16 protein-coding genes are annotated in these 14,394 nt (G+C 73.6%); 8 read left to right on the plus strand and 8 right to left on the minus strand.

What is annotated here, in order from left to right:
* A partial coding sequence (locus E9565_RS19085) for a hypothetical protein (RefSeq protein WP_236828433.1) occupies positions 1–186 on the minus strand: 186 nt, incomplete at its 3' end.
* A 143-nt stretch (positions 187–329) separates the two neighbouring features.
* Positions 330–1,232: an alpha/beta hydrolase gene (locus E9565_RS19090; protein WP_236836474.1), complete on the minus strand. Its 903-nt coding sequence runs from the start codon at positions 1,230–1,232 to the stop codon at positions 330–332.
* A 162-nt stretch (positions 1,233–1,394) separates the two neighbouring features.
* Between E9565_RS19090 and E9565_RS19095 the strand changes: the two genes are divergently transcribed.
* Positions 1,395–2,354 (plus strand): helix-turn-helix domain-containing protein, encoded by a 960-nt coding sequence (locus E9565_RS19095; RefSeq protein WP_236836476.1) that lies wholly within the window; start codon positions 1,395–1,397, stop codon positions 2,352–2,354.
* On the opposite strand, the gene E9565_RS19100 is transcribed toward E9565_RS19095, so the two are convergent.
* Positions 2,345–2,695, minus strand: a complete 351-nt coding sequence (locus E9565_RS19100; RefSeq protein WP_236836478.1) for a hypothetical protein — start codon at positions 2,693–2,695, stop codon at positions 2,345–2,347. The two genes, E9565_RS19095 and E9565_RS19100, sit on opposite strands and share 10 nt — an antisense overlap.
* 569 nt (positions 2,696–3,264) lie before the next feature.
* Complete coding sequence (locus E9565_RS19105; RefSeq protein ID WP_236836481.1) at positions 3,265–3,804, minus strand: DUF6318 family protein; 540 nt, start codon at positions 3,802–3,804, stop codon at positions 3,265–3,267.
* 195 nt (positions 3,805–3,999) lie between these two features.
* On the opposite strand from E9565_RS19105, the gene E9565_RS19110 reads away from it, so the two are divergent.
* The 3 genes from E9565_RS19110 to E9565_RS23395 are packed head-to-tail and all read left to right on the plus strand — an operon-like array spanning position 4,000 to position 7,776.
* Positions 4,000–5,532, plus strand: a complete 1,533-nt coding sequence (locus E9565_RS19110; protein WP_236836483.1) for a class I adenylate-forming enzyme family protein — start codon at positions 4,000–4,002, stop codon at positions 5,530–5,532.
* 46 nt (positions 5,533–5,578) lie between these two features.
* Entirely contained in the window at positions 5,579–6,628 is a 1,050-nt protein-coding gene (locus E9565_RS19115) for an LLM class F420-dependent oxidoreductase (protein WP_236836485.1), read from the plus strand.
* Positions 6,625–7,776: an acyl-CoA dehydrogenase family protein gene (locus E9565_RS23395; protein WP_236828440.1), complete on the plus strand. Its 1,152-nt coding sequence runs from the start codon at positions 6,625–6,627 to the stop codon at positions 7,774–7,776. The genes E9565_RS19115 and E9565_RS23395 overlap by 4 nt, the downstream gene beginning before the upstream one ends.
* On the opposite strand, the gene E9565_RS19125 is transcribed toward E9565_RS23395, so the two are convergent.
* From E9565_RS19125 to E9565_RS19135, 3 genes are read right to left on the minus strand one after another with little or no spacing between them, the layout of a single operon-like run.
* Positions 7,773–8,198 carry a hypothetical protein gene (locus E9565_RS19125; RefSeq protein ID WP_236836487.1) on the minus strand — a complete coding sequence of 142 codons (426 nt, stop codon included), beginning with the start codon at positions 8,196–8,198 and terminating at the stop codon, positions 7,773–7,775. The two genes, E9565_RS23395 and E9565_RS19125, sit on opposite strands and share 4 nt — an antisense overlap.
* Positions 8,199–8,247: 49 nt before the next feature.
* A complete protein-coding gene (locus E9565_RS19130; protein WP_236836489.1) occupies positions 8,248–9,282 on the minus strand; it encodes a glutathione S-transferase family protein in 1,035 nt (344 codons plus the stop codon).
* A gap of 43 nt (positions 9,283–9,325) precedes the next feature.
* Positions 9,326–9,745, minus strand: coding sequence for a DUF1810 domain-containing protein (locus E9565_RS19135; RefSeq protein ID WP_236828443.1), 420 nt, complete (start codon positions 9,743–9,745; stop codon positions 9,326–9,328).
* Between the two features lie 54 nt (positions 9,746–9,799).
* On the opposite strand from E9565_RS19135, the gene E9565_RS19140 reads away from it, so the two are divergent.
* From E9565_RS19140 to E9565_RS19155, 4 genes are all read left to right on the plus strand, one after another.
* Positions 9,800–10,384, plus strand: a complete 585-nt coding sequence (locus E9565_RS19140; protein ID WP_236833574.1) for a TIGR03086 family metal-binding protein — start codon at positions 9,800–9,802, stop codon at positions 10,382–10,384.
* 99 nt (positions 10,385–10,483) lie between these two features.
* Complete coding sequence (locus tag E9565_RS19145) at positions 10,484–10,789, plus strand: hypothetical protein (RefSeq protein WP_236828445.1); 306 nt, start codon at positions 10,484–10,486, stop codon at positions 10,787–10,789.
* Positions 10,790–10,910: 121 nt separating this feature from the next.
* On the plus strand, positions 10,911–12,320 hold the full coding sequence (locus E9565_RS19150) for a DUF4407 domain-containing protein (protein ID WP_304505816.1): 1,410 nt from the start codon (positions 10,911–10,913) through the stop codon (positions 12,318–12,320).
* A gap of 215 nt (positions 12,321–12,535) precedes the next feature.
* Positions 12,536–13,030 (plus strand): hypothetical protein, encoded by a 495-nt coding sequence (locus tag E9565_RS19155; RefSeq protein ID WP_236828446.1) that lies wholly within the window; start codon positions 12,536–12,538, stop codon positions 13,028–13,030.
* Between the two features lie 58 nt (positions 13,031–13,088).
* Here E9565_RS19155 and fmdA read toward each other — a convergent pair.
* Positions 13,089–14,394, minus strand: a 1,306-nt coding sequence (gene fmdA, locus E9565_RS19160) for a formamidase (RefSeq protein WP_255716225.1), incomplete at its 5' end; no start/stop codon positions are given.

The raw sequence follows: 14,394 nt of genomic DNA on the forward strand, positions 1-14,394 counted from the left end.
CGAGCGGCGGCGGGCGAGCGCGGCGATGGCCTCGGCGCGCTGGGCGGCGTGCCGGGCCTCGCGGGCGTCGGCGGCCCAGATGTCGGCGACCAGTTCCAGGTCGCTCAGCCCGCAGGCGTCGGTGTCGGGCACCCAGGGGACCGGGTCGCCCTCTTCCGGCGCGCGGGGTGGCTCACCGATGAACACACCCGCACCGTAGAGCGAGCCACCGACAGTTCTTGCTGGTCAGCGACTCGGTGGCAGGGTGCTGCCCACGCAGCCGCCGGTCCCATGAGCCCCCGTGGTCGGGCATACCGCCGTCTCCGAGCTGCCTGGGCGGCGGGTCGCCGTCAGCCCAGGTGGGTGCGGAACCAGCGCAGCTGGGCCGGCGCGGAGACGGCGAACGAGTCGCCCACGTACGCGTCGAAGTGCCCGACCGGCAGCACGACGAGTTCCTTGGGCTGCCTCGCGCGCTCGTAGTACTCGAGCGTCAGGTCGGCCACGGTGAGGTGGTCTTTCGCGGCGACGACCACCATCAGCGGCGTGGGAGAGATGTCGGCGATGTAGGCGCCCGGCTCGTACTCGACGAACATCTCCACCGACCGCAGGGTGACCTCGTTCCGCCAGGACGGCGCCCGGTCCTGGACCGGTCCGAAGAAGAAGTCGTGGGTGTCCTCGGTGGGGAGGGCCGCTATCTCGGCCGGGTCCTTCTCGTAGGCGACCTGGATCATGGCCGGGTCCTGGCCCGCGTATCGGGCGGCGCGATCGGCGTCGAACGCGGCGCGCAGGCCGGCGAAGGCGTCGGCGCGGATCAGGCGGCGGGCGTTCTGCAGCCCGCTGACCAGCGGCACCTGCGAGACGACGGCCTTCACCCGGCGGTCGAGCGCTGCGACGACGAGCACGTGGCCCCCGCTGTAGCTGGACCCCCAGATGCCGACCCGGTCCGGGTCCACCCAGGGCTGGCCGCACGCCCAGGTGATCGCCGTCCGGTAGTCGCGCACCTGCTGCCAGGGGTCGATCTCACCCCGCGGCGTGCCGTCGCTCGCGCCGAGGTTGCGGTTGTCGTACACCAGCACGCCCAGCCCGCCGGCGGCGAAGTGCTCGGCGAAGTCGTCGAGCAGGTGCTCCTTGACGGCGGAGAAGCCGTGGGCCATCACCACGAGCGGTGCCGGGCCGTCGACGCCGTCGGGGGAGTAGTGCCACCCGCGCAACGTCACGCCGTCCTCGGTCCGGAAGTCCACGTCCTCGCGCATGTCGCCTCCTCGTGCGGCCGTCGTGGCCGCTCCCCCCGACGGTCGCCGATCCCTCTGCGCCGATCGCGACGATGCGTGCAGCCCGACGGTCGTTCCGTGCGGCCTTGCATGCGGTGTCCCGACGCGGTTGCATGCCGGCACGGCGGCGGGAGGACGACGGCGATGGCGCTGCAGGCGGTGTCGTGGAGCCCGGCCGGGGTGCCGGCGGTCGACCGGGTGGACGCCTGGCGGGAGGCGATCAGCGCCACCCACCTGCCGTGGGCCCTGCGGCCCGGGCAGTCGGACGGACGTGGGCCGACCGAGAGCCTCGTCGACTACCGCGTCGGCGACCTCGCCCTGGTCGACTGCCGGTGCGGGCCGTGCGCCGGGCACCGAGGCCGCGCAGAACAGGCGCGGACCGACACGGACACCCTCGGCATCCTGTTCGTGCGGGACGGAGAGGAGCTGATCGAGGCCGGCGACGAGCGCGTGATCGTCCGACCCGGCTCGGCGCTGGTGTGGCGCAGCAGCGAGGCCGTCCGGTTCGTCGTACCCGGTCCGCTGCACAAGTGGACGCTCCTCCTGCCGGCGATGCGAGTTCCCGCGCTGGCCAGGCCCGGCGTGCGGCTGATCGAGGGCAGTGGCGTCCGGCTCCTGATCGGGTTGCTCGGCACGACGCTGGAGTCGGCGAGCACCCTGGACGACGCCATGGGCCTGCCGATCGCTGACGCCGCCGTCGACCTCCTGACCGGCGCGCTGCCGGTCGACGCCGTCCCCGGCAATCCCACGGCCGCGACCTGGGTGCGGGTGAGCGCCTACGTGCGGCAGCACCTGTCCGACCCGGAGCTGTCCCCGGCGCGGATGGCCGCGGCCGGGTTCGTCTCGCTGCGGTCGCTCTACGCGCTCTTCGCGGCCCGGGATGACACGCCGGCCCGTTACGTGCGCCGGCTCCGGCTCGCCGCCGCGCGACGGACGCTGGAGCGGGCCGGGACGCGGGTGACCGTGGCGGAGGTGGCGCACGGGTGCGGCTTCCGCGACCAGGCCACCTTCGGCCGGGCGTTCCGCGCCGCGTACGGCTGCACCCCCGACGAGGCACGGCGGGCGGCCAACACCAGAACCGGCCGCAGTCCGAGTCAGTCGTAGGGGTTGGTCAGGACGGTCCGGGCCTGGAGGACGTCGAAGGTGACCGGTGGGCCGTCGGTCGTGGTGGTCCCGGGCACATCGGCTTCGGCGCTGCCGTCGACGGTGAAGGTGGCGCCCCAGGTGACGGTCAGGTGGGCGGTGTAGGTGCCCGACCGGTAGCTGTGCTCGATGGTGTGGTCGGGGTAGGGGGCGCCGGGGTCGGTGGTCGTGATCTGGCCGGTGGCGTCGCCGGTGTGCCAGGTGAACTGCTCCGCGGTGGCCTCGATGACGACGGTGAATCCGCGGATGTCGACCGTGAACGTCTGGGTGGTCGGGGAGTCGGTGTAGAAGATGACCGGCAACCCCGTCAGGCCGGTGCCAGGCGGCTGGTGCCGGGTCGTCAGCTGGGGAAGAGGCAGGCGCTGGAAGTAGGAGAAGACCTCAGCGCCTGACGGCGGCGGGTTCAGGTCAGTGACGTCGATACACGCGCTGCCGTCAGGGACCCAGCCGCCGAAGGGCGTCCCCACCGGAGTGCCGGGCGTGGGAGCTTGCCCATCGATCGGGACTCCGTCTCCCTGAGCCAGCCGCATTCGCTGGACGAGCCTGAACTGGATTATGCGGCCGTCAAGTTGCGGGCACGTCCGCATACTTCTGGAGTCACACGAGACCGTTGCTGCATCCTCGGGAGTACAAGGGAGCCGAAGCCTCCAGGCGAATGGAGAAGAGTGGGGTGGGGGGTCGTTAGTGGCCCAGCGGATGCCTGCGCCGTCGACTGGAGCGACATGCCTGGCCGATACGTCGATGCCGCCGTTTTTCTGCTCGGTATGCAGGCAACCCAATCCGCTGCAGTGGTCAGCGGCTGCTGGGAGGGGCTCGCTGACGATCAAGAAGGTCAAGGCGAATGCGACCAAGAGCAGCCGGATTGCCACTCTCACGGCACGTTCCACTGCGTTAGGACCCAGGTGGCGCGGGCGTCGTCCCAGCGCAGCACTCCTCCACCGCCCGTCGAGGAGTATTCGGGCATGCTCTGCCCTTCAACCGGCGAACCTGCCTGAGTGATGGAAAGGGGGGCCTGGGCAACGTCGAAGACCAACTGTGCTTCATTGCCCGCTAGGTAGGGAGGCGTACTGGCGACGATGCGTACCTGCCCGCCGTCGTGTTCCTGACCAGCGGCGGCCACTCGGTCCACCTGGTCGGCGAGTGCGTCACAGGTTTCGCATTCCTCGCTCAAGTCCCGCATGTGAGTCGTATCGAGCGTTCGCAGGGCGTGGTTGTAGAGCTCGACGTAGTACTGGGTGAACGCTTCTGCGCCGTCCACCGTCTGCTCGCGGGCCTCGTTCGGCATGGGCAGGTCGGCCGGGCCCAAGGGCGGGAGCGATTCGGTGGTCGGCGCAGGCTCCGTCGTCGGCAGGCTCGTGCTGGCCTGCTGCTTCTCCGCGCACCCGGTCAGGAGCACGGTGCTGGCCAGCACGCAGCCGAGCGTCGTCCGGATCAGGCCCCCACGGAGATCACGCACAGCGGGAGACTACGCAGAGTTCTGCGGTATCCGGTTCCGTAACTGTGGACAGCGCCGCGCGTGCCGCCGGATCGGGTGACGCCCCCGCGCAGGAGACCTGACTCACCGGCGCACAATCCCGATTCGGGACCAGCCGCAGACGGGGGACGCATGAGCACGGAGCAGACGACGGGCACCAGCCCCTTCGACACCAGCGGCATCGAGGTCGGCGCCGACGGCATCCGCCGCTACACCGGCCTCCCGCGCAACGTCGTCCGGGTCCTCGCCGCGCAGGCCGAGCAGCACGGCGACCGCACCGCCATCGTCGAGTTCGGCGGCGGCCGGCTCACCTACGCGGAGCTCTGGCAGCGGGCGATGCGCGTCGCCGGCGGCCTGCGCGACGCCGGCGTCACCACCGGCGACCGGGTCGCCGTCCAGCTGCCCAACGGCGTCGACTGGGTGCTCGCCTTCTGGGGCGCCCAGCTCGCCGGCGCCGTCGTCGTCCCGATGAACACCCGCCTCGCCCCGGCGGAGGCCGACTTCATCCTCGCCGACTGCGGCGCCGCCGCCGTCGTCCGCCCGGGCGAAGCGCTGCCCGACGGCGAGCCGGGCGAGGTGCCCGACCCGCAGCACACCGACGTCGCCGCGCTCTTCTACACCAGCGGCACGACCGGCCGCCCCAAGGGTGCGATGACCACCCACGAGAACTTCCTCAGCAACATCGAGTCGGTCGTCCGCTGCCGCGAGCTCAGCCGCGACCCCGAGATCCGTCACGCCACGCTGATCTCGGTCCCGCTGTTCCACGTCACCGGCTGCAACTCCCAGTTCCTCACCCAGATCGCGCTCGGTGGCACGAGCGTGCTGATGCCGAAGTTCGACGCGACGGCGTTCCTGGCCGCCATCCCCGAGCACGGCATCACGCTCCTGACCAGCGTCCCGACCATCTACGAGCTGGTGCTGCGCCACCCCGACCTGGCGACGACGGACGTGTCCACCGTCCGCACCCTCAGCTACGGCGGCGCCCCCATCGCCCCGGAGCTCGTGCACCGCCTGCGGACGGCGTTCCCGAACGCACGGCTCGGCAACGGGTTCGGCCTGAGCGAGACCAGTGCGCTGGCCACCTTCCTGCCGCACGAGCACGCCGAGACCCACGCCGACGCCGTCGGCTTCCCGACGCCGGTGGACGAGGTGCGCCTCGACCGCCCCGACCCGGTCACCGGCGTGGGCGAGCTGCTCGTGCGCGGGCCCAACGTCGTCGCCGGCTACTGGGGCGACCCGGCGCGGACCGCCGAGACGTTCGTCGACGGCTGGCTGCACACCGGCGACCTCGCGACCATCACCGACGGGATCGTCCGGATCGTCGACCGCGCCAAGGACATGATCAACCGCGGCGGCGAGAACGTGTACAGCGTCGAGGTGGAGAACGCCCTCGCCGAGCACCCCGACGTCCTCGAGGTCGCCGTCGTCGGTGTCCCCGACCCGGTGATGGGGGAGAAGGTCGGCGCCGTCGTTCTGCCCAAGCCCGGCACGGACGCCGGCGAGCTGGTCGCGGGCCTGGCCGCGTTCGCCCGCGAGCGGCTGGCCGACTTCAAGCGCCCCCAGTTCGTCCGCGTCATCGACGGCCCGCTGCCGCGCAACGCCGGCGGCAAGGTGCTCAAGGCCCCGCTGCGCGAGGCGGAGGGCTGGGTGGCCGTCCCCCGGTAGCGCTACGTTGCGGGAGGCCCGACCTCTCGGCGACAGGAGCACCCCCGTGCGCATCGGCATGCCCATCTCCTACGACGGCGGCTACGACCGCACCACGGCCGTCATCGCCGACTTCGAGAAGGCGGGCCTGGACACCGTCTACGTCGCCGAGGCCTACTCCTTCGACGCCGTGAGCCACCTCGGTTACCTGGCCGCGCGGACGACGACGGTGGAGATCGCCTCGGGCATCCTCAACATCTACTCCCGGACGCCGACGCTGCTGGCCATGACCGCCGCCGGCCTGGACTTCCTCTCCGGCGGCCGCTTCACCCTCGGCATCGGCGCCTCCGGGCCGCAGGTGGTCGAGGGCTTCCACGGCGTGCCCTACACCGCACCGCTGGCCACCACCCGCGAGGTCGTGGAGGTCTGCCGCGCGGTGTGGCGGCGGGAGAAGATCGACCACCACGGCGCGCACGTCGACATCCCGCTGACCCCCGACCGCGGCGGCAGCGGCCTCGGCAAGCCCCTCAAGCTGATCAACAAGCCGGTGCGCGAGCGCATCCCGATGCTGCTGGCCGCCATCGGGCCGAAGAACGTCGCGATGGCCGCCGAGCTGTTCGAGGCGTGGCAGCCGGCGTTCTTCCTCCCCGAGGGCAGCGCGGCGGCGTTCGGCGAGGCCCTCGCGGAGGGGACCGCGCGCCGGGACCCGGAGCTCGGGCCGCTGCAGGTCGTCGCCGACAGCCAGTTGCTGATCAGCGAGGACGCCGACGAGCAGGCGGCCGCGCTGGACCGGGTCCGCGCGAAGCTCGCCCTGTACGTCGGGGGCATGGGCGCCCGCGGCAAGAACTTCTACAACGAGCTGGCCGGGCGCTACGGCTTCGCCGACCAGGCGACGACGGTGCAGGACCTCTACCTCGACGGGCGCAAGGACGAGGCCGCCGCGGCGCTGCCCGAGGAGTTCGTCCGCGGGGTCGCGCTGGTCGGGCCGCGGGGGCACGTCGCCGAGCGGCTCGCCGCCTTCCGCGAGGCGGGGGTCACCACGCTGAACGTCACGCCCCTGGCCGCGGAGCACGGCGAGCGGCTCCGCGCGATCGAGACGCTGAAGGCGTTGGCGTGACGGCGCTCCCCGCCCACGAGCAGGAGTTCGTCGCGCTCACCGCCGAGTTCGTCGACCGGCGGGTGCGCCCGCGGGTGGCCGAGTTCGAGGCCGAGGACCGCTACCCGGAGGACTTCGTCGAGGAGATGAAGGCGCTCGGCCTCTTCGGGCTGCTGGTGCCCGAGGAGCACGGCGGCAGCGGCGTGAGCACCGCCTGCTTCGCCCGCATCACCGAGGAGCTCGCCCGCGGCTGGATGAGCCTGGCCGGCGCGATCGGCGGCCACTCGGTCATCTCGCACCTGCTGGCCACGGTCGGCACCGACGAGCAGCGGGCCCGCTACCTGCCGCGCATGGCCACCGGCGAGGTGCGCGCGACGATGGCGCTCACCGAGCCCGGCGGCGGCAGCGACCTGCAGGCGATGCGCACGCACGCCGTCCGCACCGACGACGGGTGGGCGGTCAGCGGCAGCAAGACGTGGATCTCCAACGCCCAGCACTCCGGGCTCATCGGCCTGCTCTGCCGCACCGACCGGGACGCCGTCCCGCCGCACACCGGGATGAGCGTGCTGCTGGTCGAGCCCGGCGAGGGGCTGGAGATCTCCGCGAAGATCCCCAAGCTCGGCTACCGCGGCGTCGAGGCGTGCGAGCTGACCTTCGACGGCATGCGGGTGCCGGACGACGCCGTGCTCGGCGGGGAGCCCGGCCGCGGCTGGGTGCAGATGATGCGCGGCCTCGAGGTCGGGCGGGTGCAGGTCGCCGCCCGCGCGGTGGGGGTCGCGCAGGCGGCACTGGCCGCGGCCACCCGGTACGCGCAGGAGCGCGAGTCCTTCGGCGTCCCGATCTGGAAGCACCAGTCGGTCGGCAACCTGCTGGCCGACATGGCCACCAGGGTGCAGGCCGCCCGGCTGCTGACCGCCGACGCCGCCGGGAAGCTCGACGGCGGCGCCCGCGCCGACATGGAGGCCGGGATGGCGAAGCTGTTCGCCTCCGAGGCCGCCATGCAGGTCGCCCTGGACGCCATGCGGGTGCACGGCGGCTACGGCTACTCCAAGGAGTTCGACGTCGAGCGGTACTTCCGCGACGCGCCGCTGATGATCCTCGGCGAGGGCACCAACGAGATCCAGCGGACGGTCATCGCCGCGCAGTGGATCGCGCGCCACCAGGTCTAGCGGCCCGACCGGTCGACCAGCGGCAGCACCGAGCCCGCGGCCGCCAGGTGCAGGCTCCAGGTGCCCGCGACGGCGCCGTCGTCCAGCGTTGACCGCAGCTCCGCGGCCCAGGTCTCGTCCTCCGCGGTGACCACCGGCTCGCCCGGCCGGCAGAGCGCCAGCGCCAGGTGGCCGGCGCCGCCGAGCTGGTCGTCGACCACCGAGCCGTGCACCTCCCGGACCCCCACCAGCAGGGCGGGTTCCGGGAGGGCCGGCAGGTCGTCGACGGGGACGACGACCGGCAGCTGGCGGCCGTCGGTGTCGAACCAGGTGAGCCACAGGCTGCGGGCGGGAAAGGTGGCCGGGTGCAGCACCGAGCGCCAGCGGTCGGTGAGCTCGGCGGCGGAGCGGACGCGGGCATCGGCGAGGGGGGAGGTCGTCATGCCCGACACCGTGGCAGGTCGCGGGGCCGGTCACGGAGTTGTCCACAGGTCAGCGGTGGCCGATGCCCCCGGGTCCGTGGTCGGCCGGCACCTGCTCGGCCGGCGGCGGGGGCGGGGGCGGGGTGCCGTCGCCCCACGGCCGGTCGCTGAGCTGGTCGCGGCTGTGCCGCATCAGCCAGCCCGAGGTGTCGGGGCCCTGCGGGATGATCTGCGTCGGGTTGATGTCGGCGTGGACGACGTAGTAGTGCTCCTTGATCTGCGGGAAGTCGATCGTGTCGCCGAACCCCGGCAGCTGGAACAGGTCGCGCGCGTAGGCCCACAGCACCGGCATCTCGCTGAGCTTCTGCCGGTTGCACTTGAAGTGGCCGTGGTAGACGGCGTCGAACCGCGCCAGGGTGGTGAACAGCCGGACGTCGGCCTCGGTGACCTGCCCGCCCATCAGGAAACGGCGGTGCTCCAGCCGCTCGCTGAGCCAGTCCAGCGCGGTGAACAGCCGGTCGTAGGCCTTGTCGTAGGCCCGCTGCGAGCCCGAGAACCCGCACCGGTAGACCCCGTTGTTGACCTCCTGGTAGATCCGCTCCATCACCTCGTCCATCTCGTCCCGCAGGTGCTCCGGGTAGAGGTCGGGGGCGCCCTCGCGGTGGTGGGCGGTCCACTGGGTGGAGAGATCCAGGGTCATCTGCGGGAAGTCGTTGGTGACGACGGCGCCGCTGGGGACGTCGACCATCGCGGGCACCGTGATGCCCCGCGAGTACTCCGGGTCGCGGGCGAAGAACGCCTCCTGCAGCCGCTCGTAGCCCAGCACCGGGTCGCGGCCGCCGGGGTCGAGGTCGAAGGTCCAGCTGCGCTCGTCGTGGGTCGGCCCGCACAGCCCCATCGAGATGACGTCCTCCAGGCCCAGCAGCCGGCGCACGATGACCGCCCGGTTCGCCCAGGGGCACGCGCGCGCAACGACGAGGCGGTAGCGCCCCGGCTCGACCGGCCAGGGGCTGGAGCCGTCGGCGGTGATGCGGTCGGCGATGTACTTGGAGTCGCGCGTGAACTCGGCTTCGACGTACCCGGACCCGCTCTTGTTCTCACTCACCGGTGCAGCCTGCCCGGTGCCGCACCGGCTCACACGCGCGGGCTCAGAGGCGGCTGGTCGTCGCGTCGTCCTCGGCGCCGCCGAAGTAGTGGTCGAGCACCTCGCGGAACACCGGCTGGTCCGGGTCCGCATGCGCGAACAGCGTCATCGAGGAGCGCAGCTTCTGGGCGTCGACCGGGCCGAGCACGGCGTCGGCGTCCTCGGTGTCGAGCGCGGTCATCGCCCGGGCGCACTCGACCAGCCGCCGCCCCAGCACCGGGTGCGCCAGGTAGGCGCGCGCCTCGTCCAGCCCGGAGACCGCGTAGCGCTGGGCCATGCCGCTGCGCCCCAGGCCCTCGACCTGCGGGAAGACGAACCACATCCAGTGCGTGCGCTTGCGGCCGGCGCGCAGCTCGGCGAGCGCCTGGTCGTAGGTCTGGGCCTGGGCGTCGACGAAGCGGCGGAGGTCGAAGGGGTCGCTCACCGGTCCAGCCTCCCGCACGCGATGAGTTCCGGTGCCCCCGGCCGTCCGATCCGCATGGAGACCACGACCCTGGACCTGGGACCGACGGCGGACGAGCTGGCGCGGGTGGTCGCCGGCGTGCGCGACGAGCAGCTGGGCGACCCCACCCCGTGCCCGGGCATGCCGGTGGCGGGCCTGCTCGACCACCTGCTCGGGCTGTCGCTGGCGTTCCGGCTGGCCGCGGAGAAGAGACCGTCCGACGGCGGCCCGTCCGCGGACGCGGCCGCCCTCGCCCCGGACTGGCGCACCCTGCTGCCTGCCCGGCTCGAGGCGCTGGCCGCCGCGTGGCGGCGCCCGGACGCCCGGGAGGGGGAGGCCGAGGTGGCCGGCGTCCGGATGCCTGCCGCGGCGATGGCGCTGGTGGCCCTGGACGAGGTGGTCGTGCACGGCTGGGACCTCGCCGCCGCCACCGGCCAGCCCTACCGCCCGGACCCGGCCGCGGTCGAGGCGTGCACCCTGTTCGTCGGCGACCGCAGCGACCCGGCCGGCGAGCCCGAGGGGCTGTTCGGGCCGGCGGTCCCGGTGCCCGACGACGCCCCCGCCCTGCACCGGCTGCTCGGCCGCACCGGCCGCGACCCGGGGTGGCGCCCGCCCGGCTGAGCCCACATGTCGAAGCCGTGTCATCCGCGGTGCCCGCCGCGTCCGGGTCGGCGCGGCCGGGCACCGGTGGAGGAGGCCCACGGAGGACAGGAGGACTCGATGCGCAGGACCACGCGCGTGCTGGCCGGCGCGCTGCTCACCACCGGGCTGGGGCTGAGCGGCTGCTCCTTCGGCAGCGACGAGCCCGCCACGGACGGCACCGGCGTCCCGGCGGTGTTCGACGAGGAGGAGGTGGGCAGCCCCGACCGGGTCGACGGCGGTGAGGAGGACGCCGACGGCATCGACCGCGGCACCGGCGGCATCGACGAGGACGACAACACCGGGATCGACGACGACACCGGGGAGGACGACGCCGGCAGCGTGGACGGTGGTGCCGGCACCGGGGGCACGAGCGACATCGGATGACCACCCGGCGCCGCCCGCGCCGCTCGCGAGATCGATCACGGTGCCGTGACGGGCTCCGCCTGCCGATGAGCACCCGTGGGTGACGGTCCTCAGCGATCCCCGTCGCCCGGGGGTGCACTGCATGAGCGAGCGACGACGGCGCATCGGCGACGGGCTGGCCGTCCTGGCCGGCGCGCGGCCGGACGTGCTGGCCGCCGCGCCGGGAGCCCGCCCGCGGTTCGTGGCGCTCGGCGGCGTCCTGCTGAGCACCGGCGCGCTGGCCGCGGTCTCCGCGGCGTTCGCCGTCGCCATGGCGCTGAACGTCTGGTGGCCGCTGGCGGTGCTGGTCGGGCTCGGCTGGGGCGCGGTGGTGGTCAACCTGGACCGGATGCTGCTGGTCGGCATGGCGCACGACGCCTCCGTCAAGCGCAACCTCGTCATGGCGGTGCCCCGTGCCGGGCTGGCGCTGGTGCTCGGCGTCGTCGTCGCCACCCCGCTGACGCTGCAGGTGTTCGCCAAGGAGATCGACGCCGAGATCGTCACCATGCAGGCCGAGGCCGCGGACGCCCACCGCGTGGCGCTGGAGTCCGACAGCCGCTTCGCCGGGCTCCCCGGGCTGCGCGAGCGCATCGCCACGCAGGAGGCGGTCGTCGCCAGCGGGGGAGCGGCCGACCCGGGGCTGGCGGTGGTGCGGGACGGCGTCACCGAGAAGCAGGCCGCCTACGACCGGGCGGTGACGTTGCAGCGGGAGCTCGACGCCAAGGCGCAGTGCGAGCTGGACGGCACCTGCGGTACCGGTGACGCCGGGACCGGGGAGGCCTACCACCAGGCCCGGGCCGCCGCCGACGCGCAGGCCGGCGTCGTCACCGCGGCGCGCACCGAGCTCGACGCCGCCGTCGCCGCCGTCGCCGCCGCCGAGGGGCGCAGCGCCGCCCTCGCCGGCTCGTCCCTGGACGCCGACCGGGCCGAGCTCACCCGCCTGACCGCCGAGCTGGACCGGCAGCAGGCCGCCTTCGACGCCGAGAACGAGGGCTCCGGCGGCATCCTGCTCCGGCTGGAGGCGCTGGACCGCCTGGGCGACCGGAACGCGACGCTCGCCGCCGCGCAGTTCATGCTCTCGCTGCTGTTCATGTGCGTCGAGGTGCTGCCCGTGCTCATGAAGCTGCTGCTCAACTTCAGCCCGCCGACCGCCTACGACCGGCTCGTGCAGCTGCGCGACTCCGGCGACGTCGAGCTCGAGGAGATGGCGCAGGAGTCGCGGCGCACCGTGGCCCGGGCCAAGGAGGAGCTGCTCGTGCTCGCCGAGCGGGAGCGGGTCGACCGGCAGAAGGAGGCGATCCTGGCCCGCCGCCGGGCAGCGCTGGCCGAGGTCGCCGCCCGCACCGGGGCCGCGCGGTCGCAGCCGGAGGCGCCCGCCGTCGAGGAGCCGGCCGAGGCGCCCCGCCAGTTGTGGGACACCGGCCCGATCCGCGAGCTCGCCCGCAACGCCGCCGTCCGCACGGTGCGCTCGGTGCGCCGCCGCCCGGCCGACCGGACGCCGACCACCGTCTGACCCCGCACCACCCCGGCGCCCCGGACCTCCGCGAGGTCCGGGGCGCTGTGCGTCCGCTGCCGGTTCCCCGCGCACCGCCGGCCGTGCCGCGGTGCGGCCGCTCGGCTGTGGCAGGGTTCCCGGGGTCAGCCGGCCGGGCCCTCCGCCGCCGGCTCCCCGGTGGTCGCGTGCCGCGGACCCGGGCACCCGCACCCGCAGATGGAGGACGTCACCCCATGAGCACCGACAACCCGAGCCCGACCGGCCCCGCGGCGGGCCCGGGCGAGCCGTACCCGACGGTCGTCCCGCCCGTGCCGGCCGCCGCCGGGCCCACCGACGGCACCGGCACCGGCGTCCTCCCCGGCGGGGTGGTCCCGGGCGCGGGCGTCCCCGGTGGTGCGGCACCCGCACCCGGCGGGCAGCAGGGGAGCGAGCCCGGTTGGGCGTCGCGCAACAGCGGCCTGATCACCGCTGCGCTGGTCGCGGTCGTCGTCGCGGCGATCGCCATCGCCGGGCTCATCCTGTGGCGCGGCGGCATCGACGACGACAACGCCGCCACCGAGGCCGCCGTCGCCCGGGCACTGGCCGAGCAGGGCGGCGAGGTCGAGAGCATCCAGTGCGACGGCGACACGTGCGCGGCGATCGTCGGCGGCCAGGCCTACACCGTGCTCGTCCAGACCGACGAGGACGGCGAGCAGCACTTCGGCGTCGCCGCCTACACCGGCGACTGACCGGCGCATGCAGCGAGCCCCGCACCCGCCCGGGTGCGGGGCTCGCGGCGTCAGCGGGTCAGAAGCTCGACCGCGGGACGCCCATGCCGGGGTCGATGCGGGCCGGCCCCGACGCCGACGGGGTCACGTCGAAGTCGAAGATCCCGGTCGGCAGGTACACCGTCGAGCAGGAGTTCGGGATGTCGACCACCCCGGACAGCCGGCCCTCGATCGGCGCGGCGCCGAGGATCATGTAGCCCTGCTCCGGCGTGTAGCCGAACTTGGTGAGGTAGTCGATCGCGTGCAGGCAGGCGCGCTGGTAGGACAGGTGCGAGTCCAGGTAGCGCTGCTCGTCGTCCAGGGTGACCGACGTCCCGGAGAAGGCCAGCCAGCGCTCGTACCGGGGGTCGACGTTCCCCGGCATGAAGATGGCGTTCTCGCCGACGCCGTAGGTCTCCATGCCGCCCTTGATCAGGTCGACGTGCAGGTCCATGAACCCGCCCATCTCGATGGCGCCGCAGAAGGTGATCTCCCCGTCGCCCTGGGAGAAGTGCAGGTCGCCCATCGAGAGCTTGGCGCCGTCGACGAAGACGGGGTAGAAGACGCGGCTGCCCTTGGTGAGGTTCTTGATGTCCTGGTTGCCGCCGTTCTCGCGGGGCGGCGCCGTCCGCGCGGCCTCGGCGGCGACCCGGTCGTACTCCGCGCCCTCCAGCGTGCCGAGGATCGCGTCCTGGGGCAGCGGCGGCAGCGCCAGCGGGGGGACGCGGTCGGGGTCGGTGTCGATCAGCGCCTGCTCGCGGCGGTTCCAGCGGGCCAGCAGCTCCGCCGAGGGCGCCGTGCCCATGAGACCGGGGTGCACGATGCCGGTGAAGGAGACCCCCGGGACGTGCCGGGAGGTCGCCGTCTGGCCGGAGAAGTCCCAGATCACCTTGTAGGCGTCGGGGAACTGCTCGGTGAGGAAGCCGCCGCCGTTCTGCGTGGCGAAGATGCCGGTGTAGCCCCAGCCCTGCCCGGCCAGCGGCCCGGAGTCCTCCTGCGGGATCGGGCCGACGTCGAGGATGTCGACGATCAGCAGGTCGCCGGGCTGCGCGCCCTCGACGGCGATCGGGCCGCTGAGCACGTGGACGGTGGACAGCGGTGCGTCGCGGACGTCGTCGGCGGAGTCGTCGTTGTGGATCGCCCCGTCGAACCACTCCCGGCAGTGCACCCGGAAGGTGTCACCGGGGCGGACGGTGACGTTGGCCGGGATGTCGGGGTGCCAGCGGTTGTGGCCCACGTACTTCTGGTCGGTGAACTTCTTGGACGAGTCCAGCGGGTAGACGACGTTCGGCACGGCTTGCCTCCTGGTCGGGCGGTGCTGCACCGCCGGTGCAGCGGGGGGGTGG

The sequence above is a fragment of the Blastococcus sp. KM273129 genome (assembly GCF_021698995.1).
Lineage (GTDB): Bacteria > Actinomycetota > Actinomycetes > Mycobacteriales > Geodermatophilaceae > Blastococcus.

Excerpts from the sequence above, each read along its gene's own strand:
- E9565_RS19090 (WP_236836474.1), bottom strand. The coding sequence starts at position 1,232 with ATGCGCGAGGACGTGGACTTCCGGACCGAGGACGGCGTGACGTTGCGC.
- E9565_RS19095 (WP_236836476.1), top strand. The coding sequence starts at position 1,395 with ATGGCGCTGCAGGCGGTGTCGTGGAGCCCGGCCGGGGTGCCGGCGGTC.
- E9565_RS19110 (WP_236836483.1), top strand. The coding sequence starts at position 4,000 with ATGAGCACGGAGCAGACGACGGGCACCAGCCCCTTCGACACCAGCGGC.
- E9565_RS19125 (WP_236836487.1), bottom strand. The coding sequence starts at position 8,198 with ATGACGACCTCCCCCCTCGCCGATGCCCGCGTCCGCTCCGCCGCCGAG.
- E9565_RS19140 (WP_236833574.1), top strand. The coding sequence starts at position 9,800 with ATGGAGACCACGACCCTGGACCTGGGACCGACGGCGGACGAGCTGGCG.
- E9565_RS19145 (WP_236828445.1), top strand. The coding sequence starts at position 10,484 with ATGCGCAGGACCACGCGCGTGCTGGCCGGCGCGCTGCTCACCACCGGG.
- E9565_RS19150 (WP_304505816.1), top strand. The coding sequence starts at position 10,911 with ATGAGCGAGCGACGACGGCGCATCGGCGACGGGCTGGCCGTCCTGGCC.
- E9565_RS19155 (WP_236828446.1), top strand. The coding sequence starts at position 12,536 with ATGAGCACCGACAACCCGAGCCCGACCGGCCCCGCGGCGGGCCCGGGC.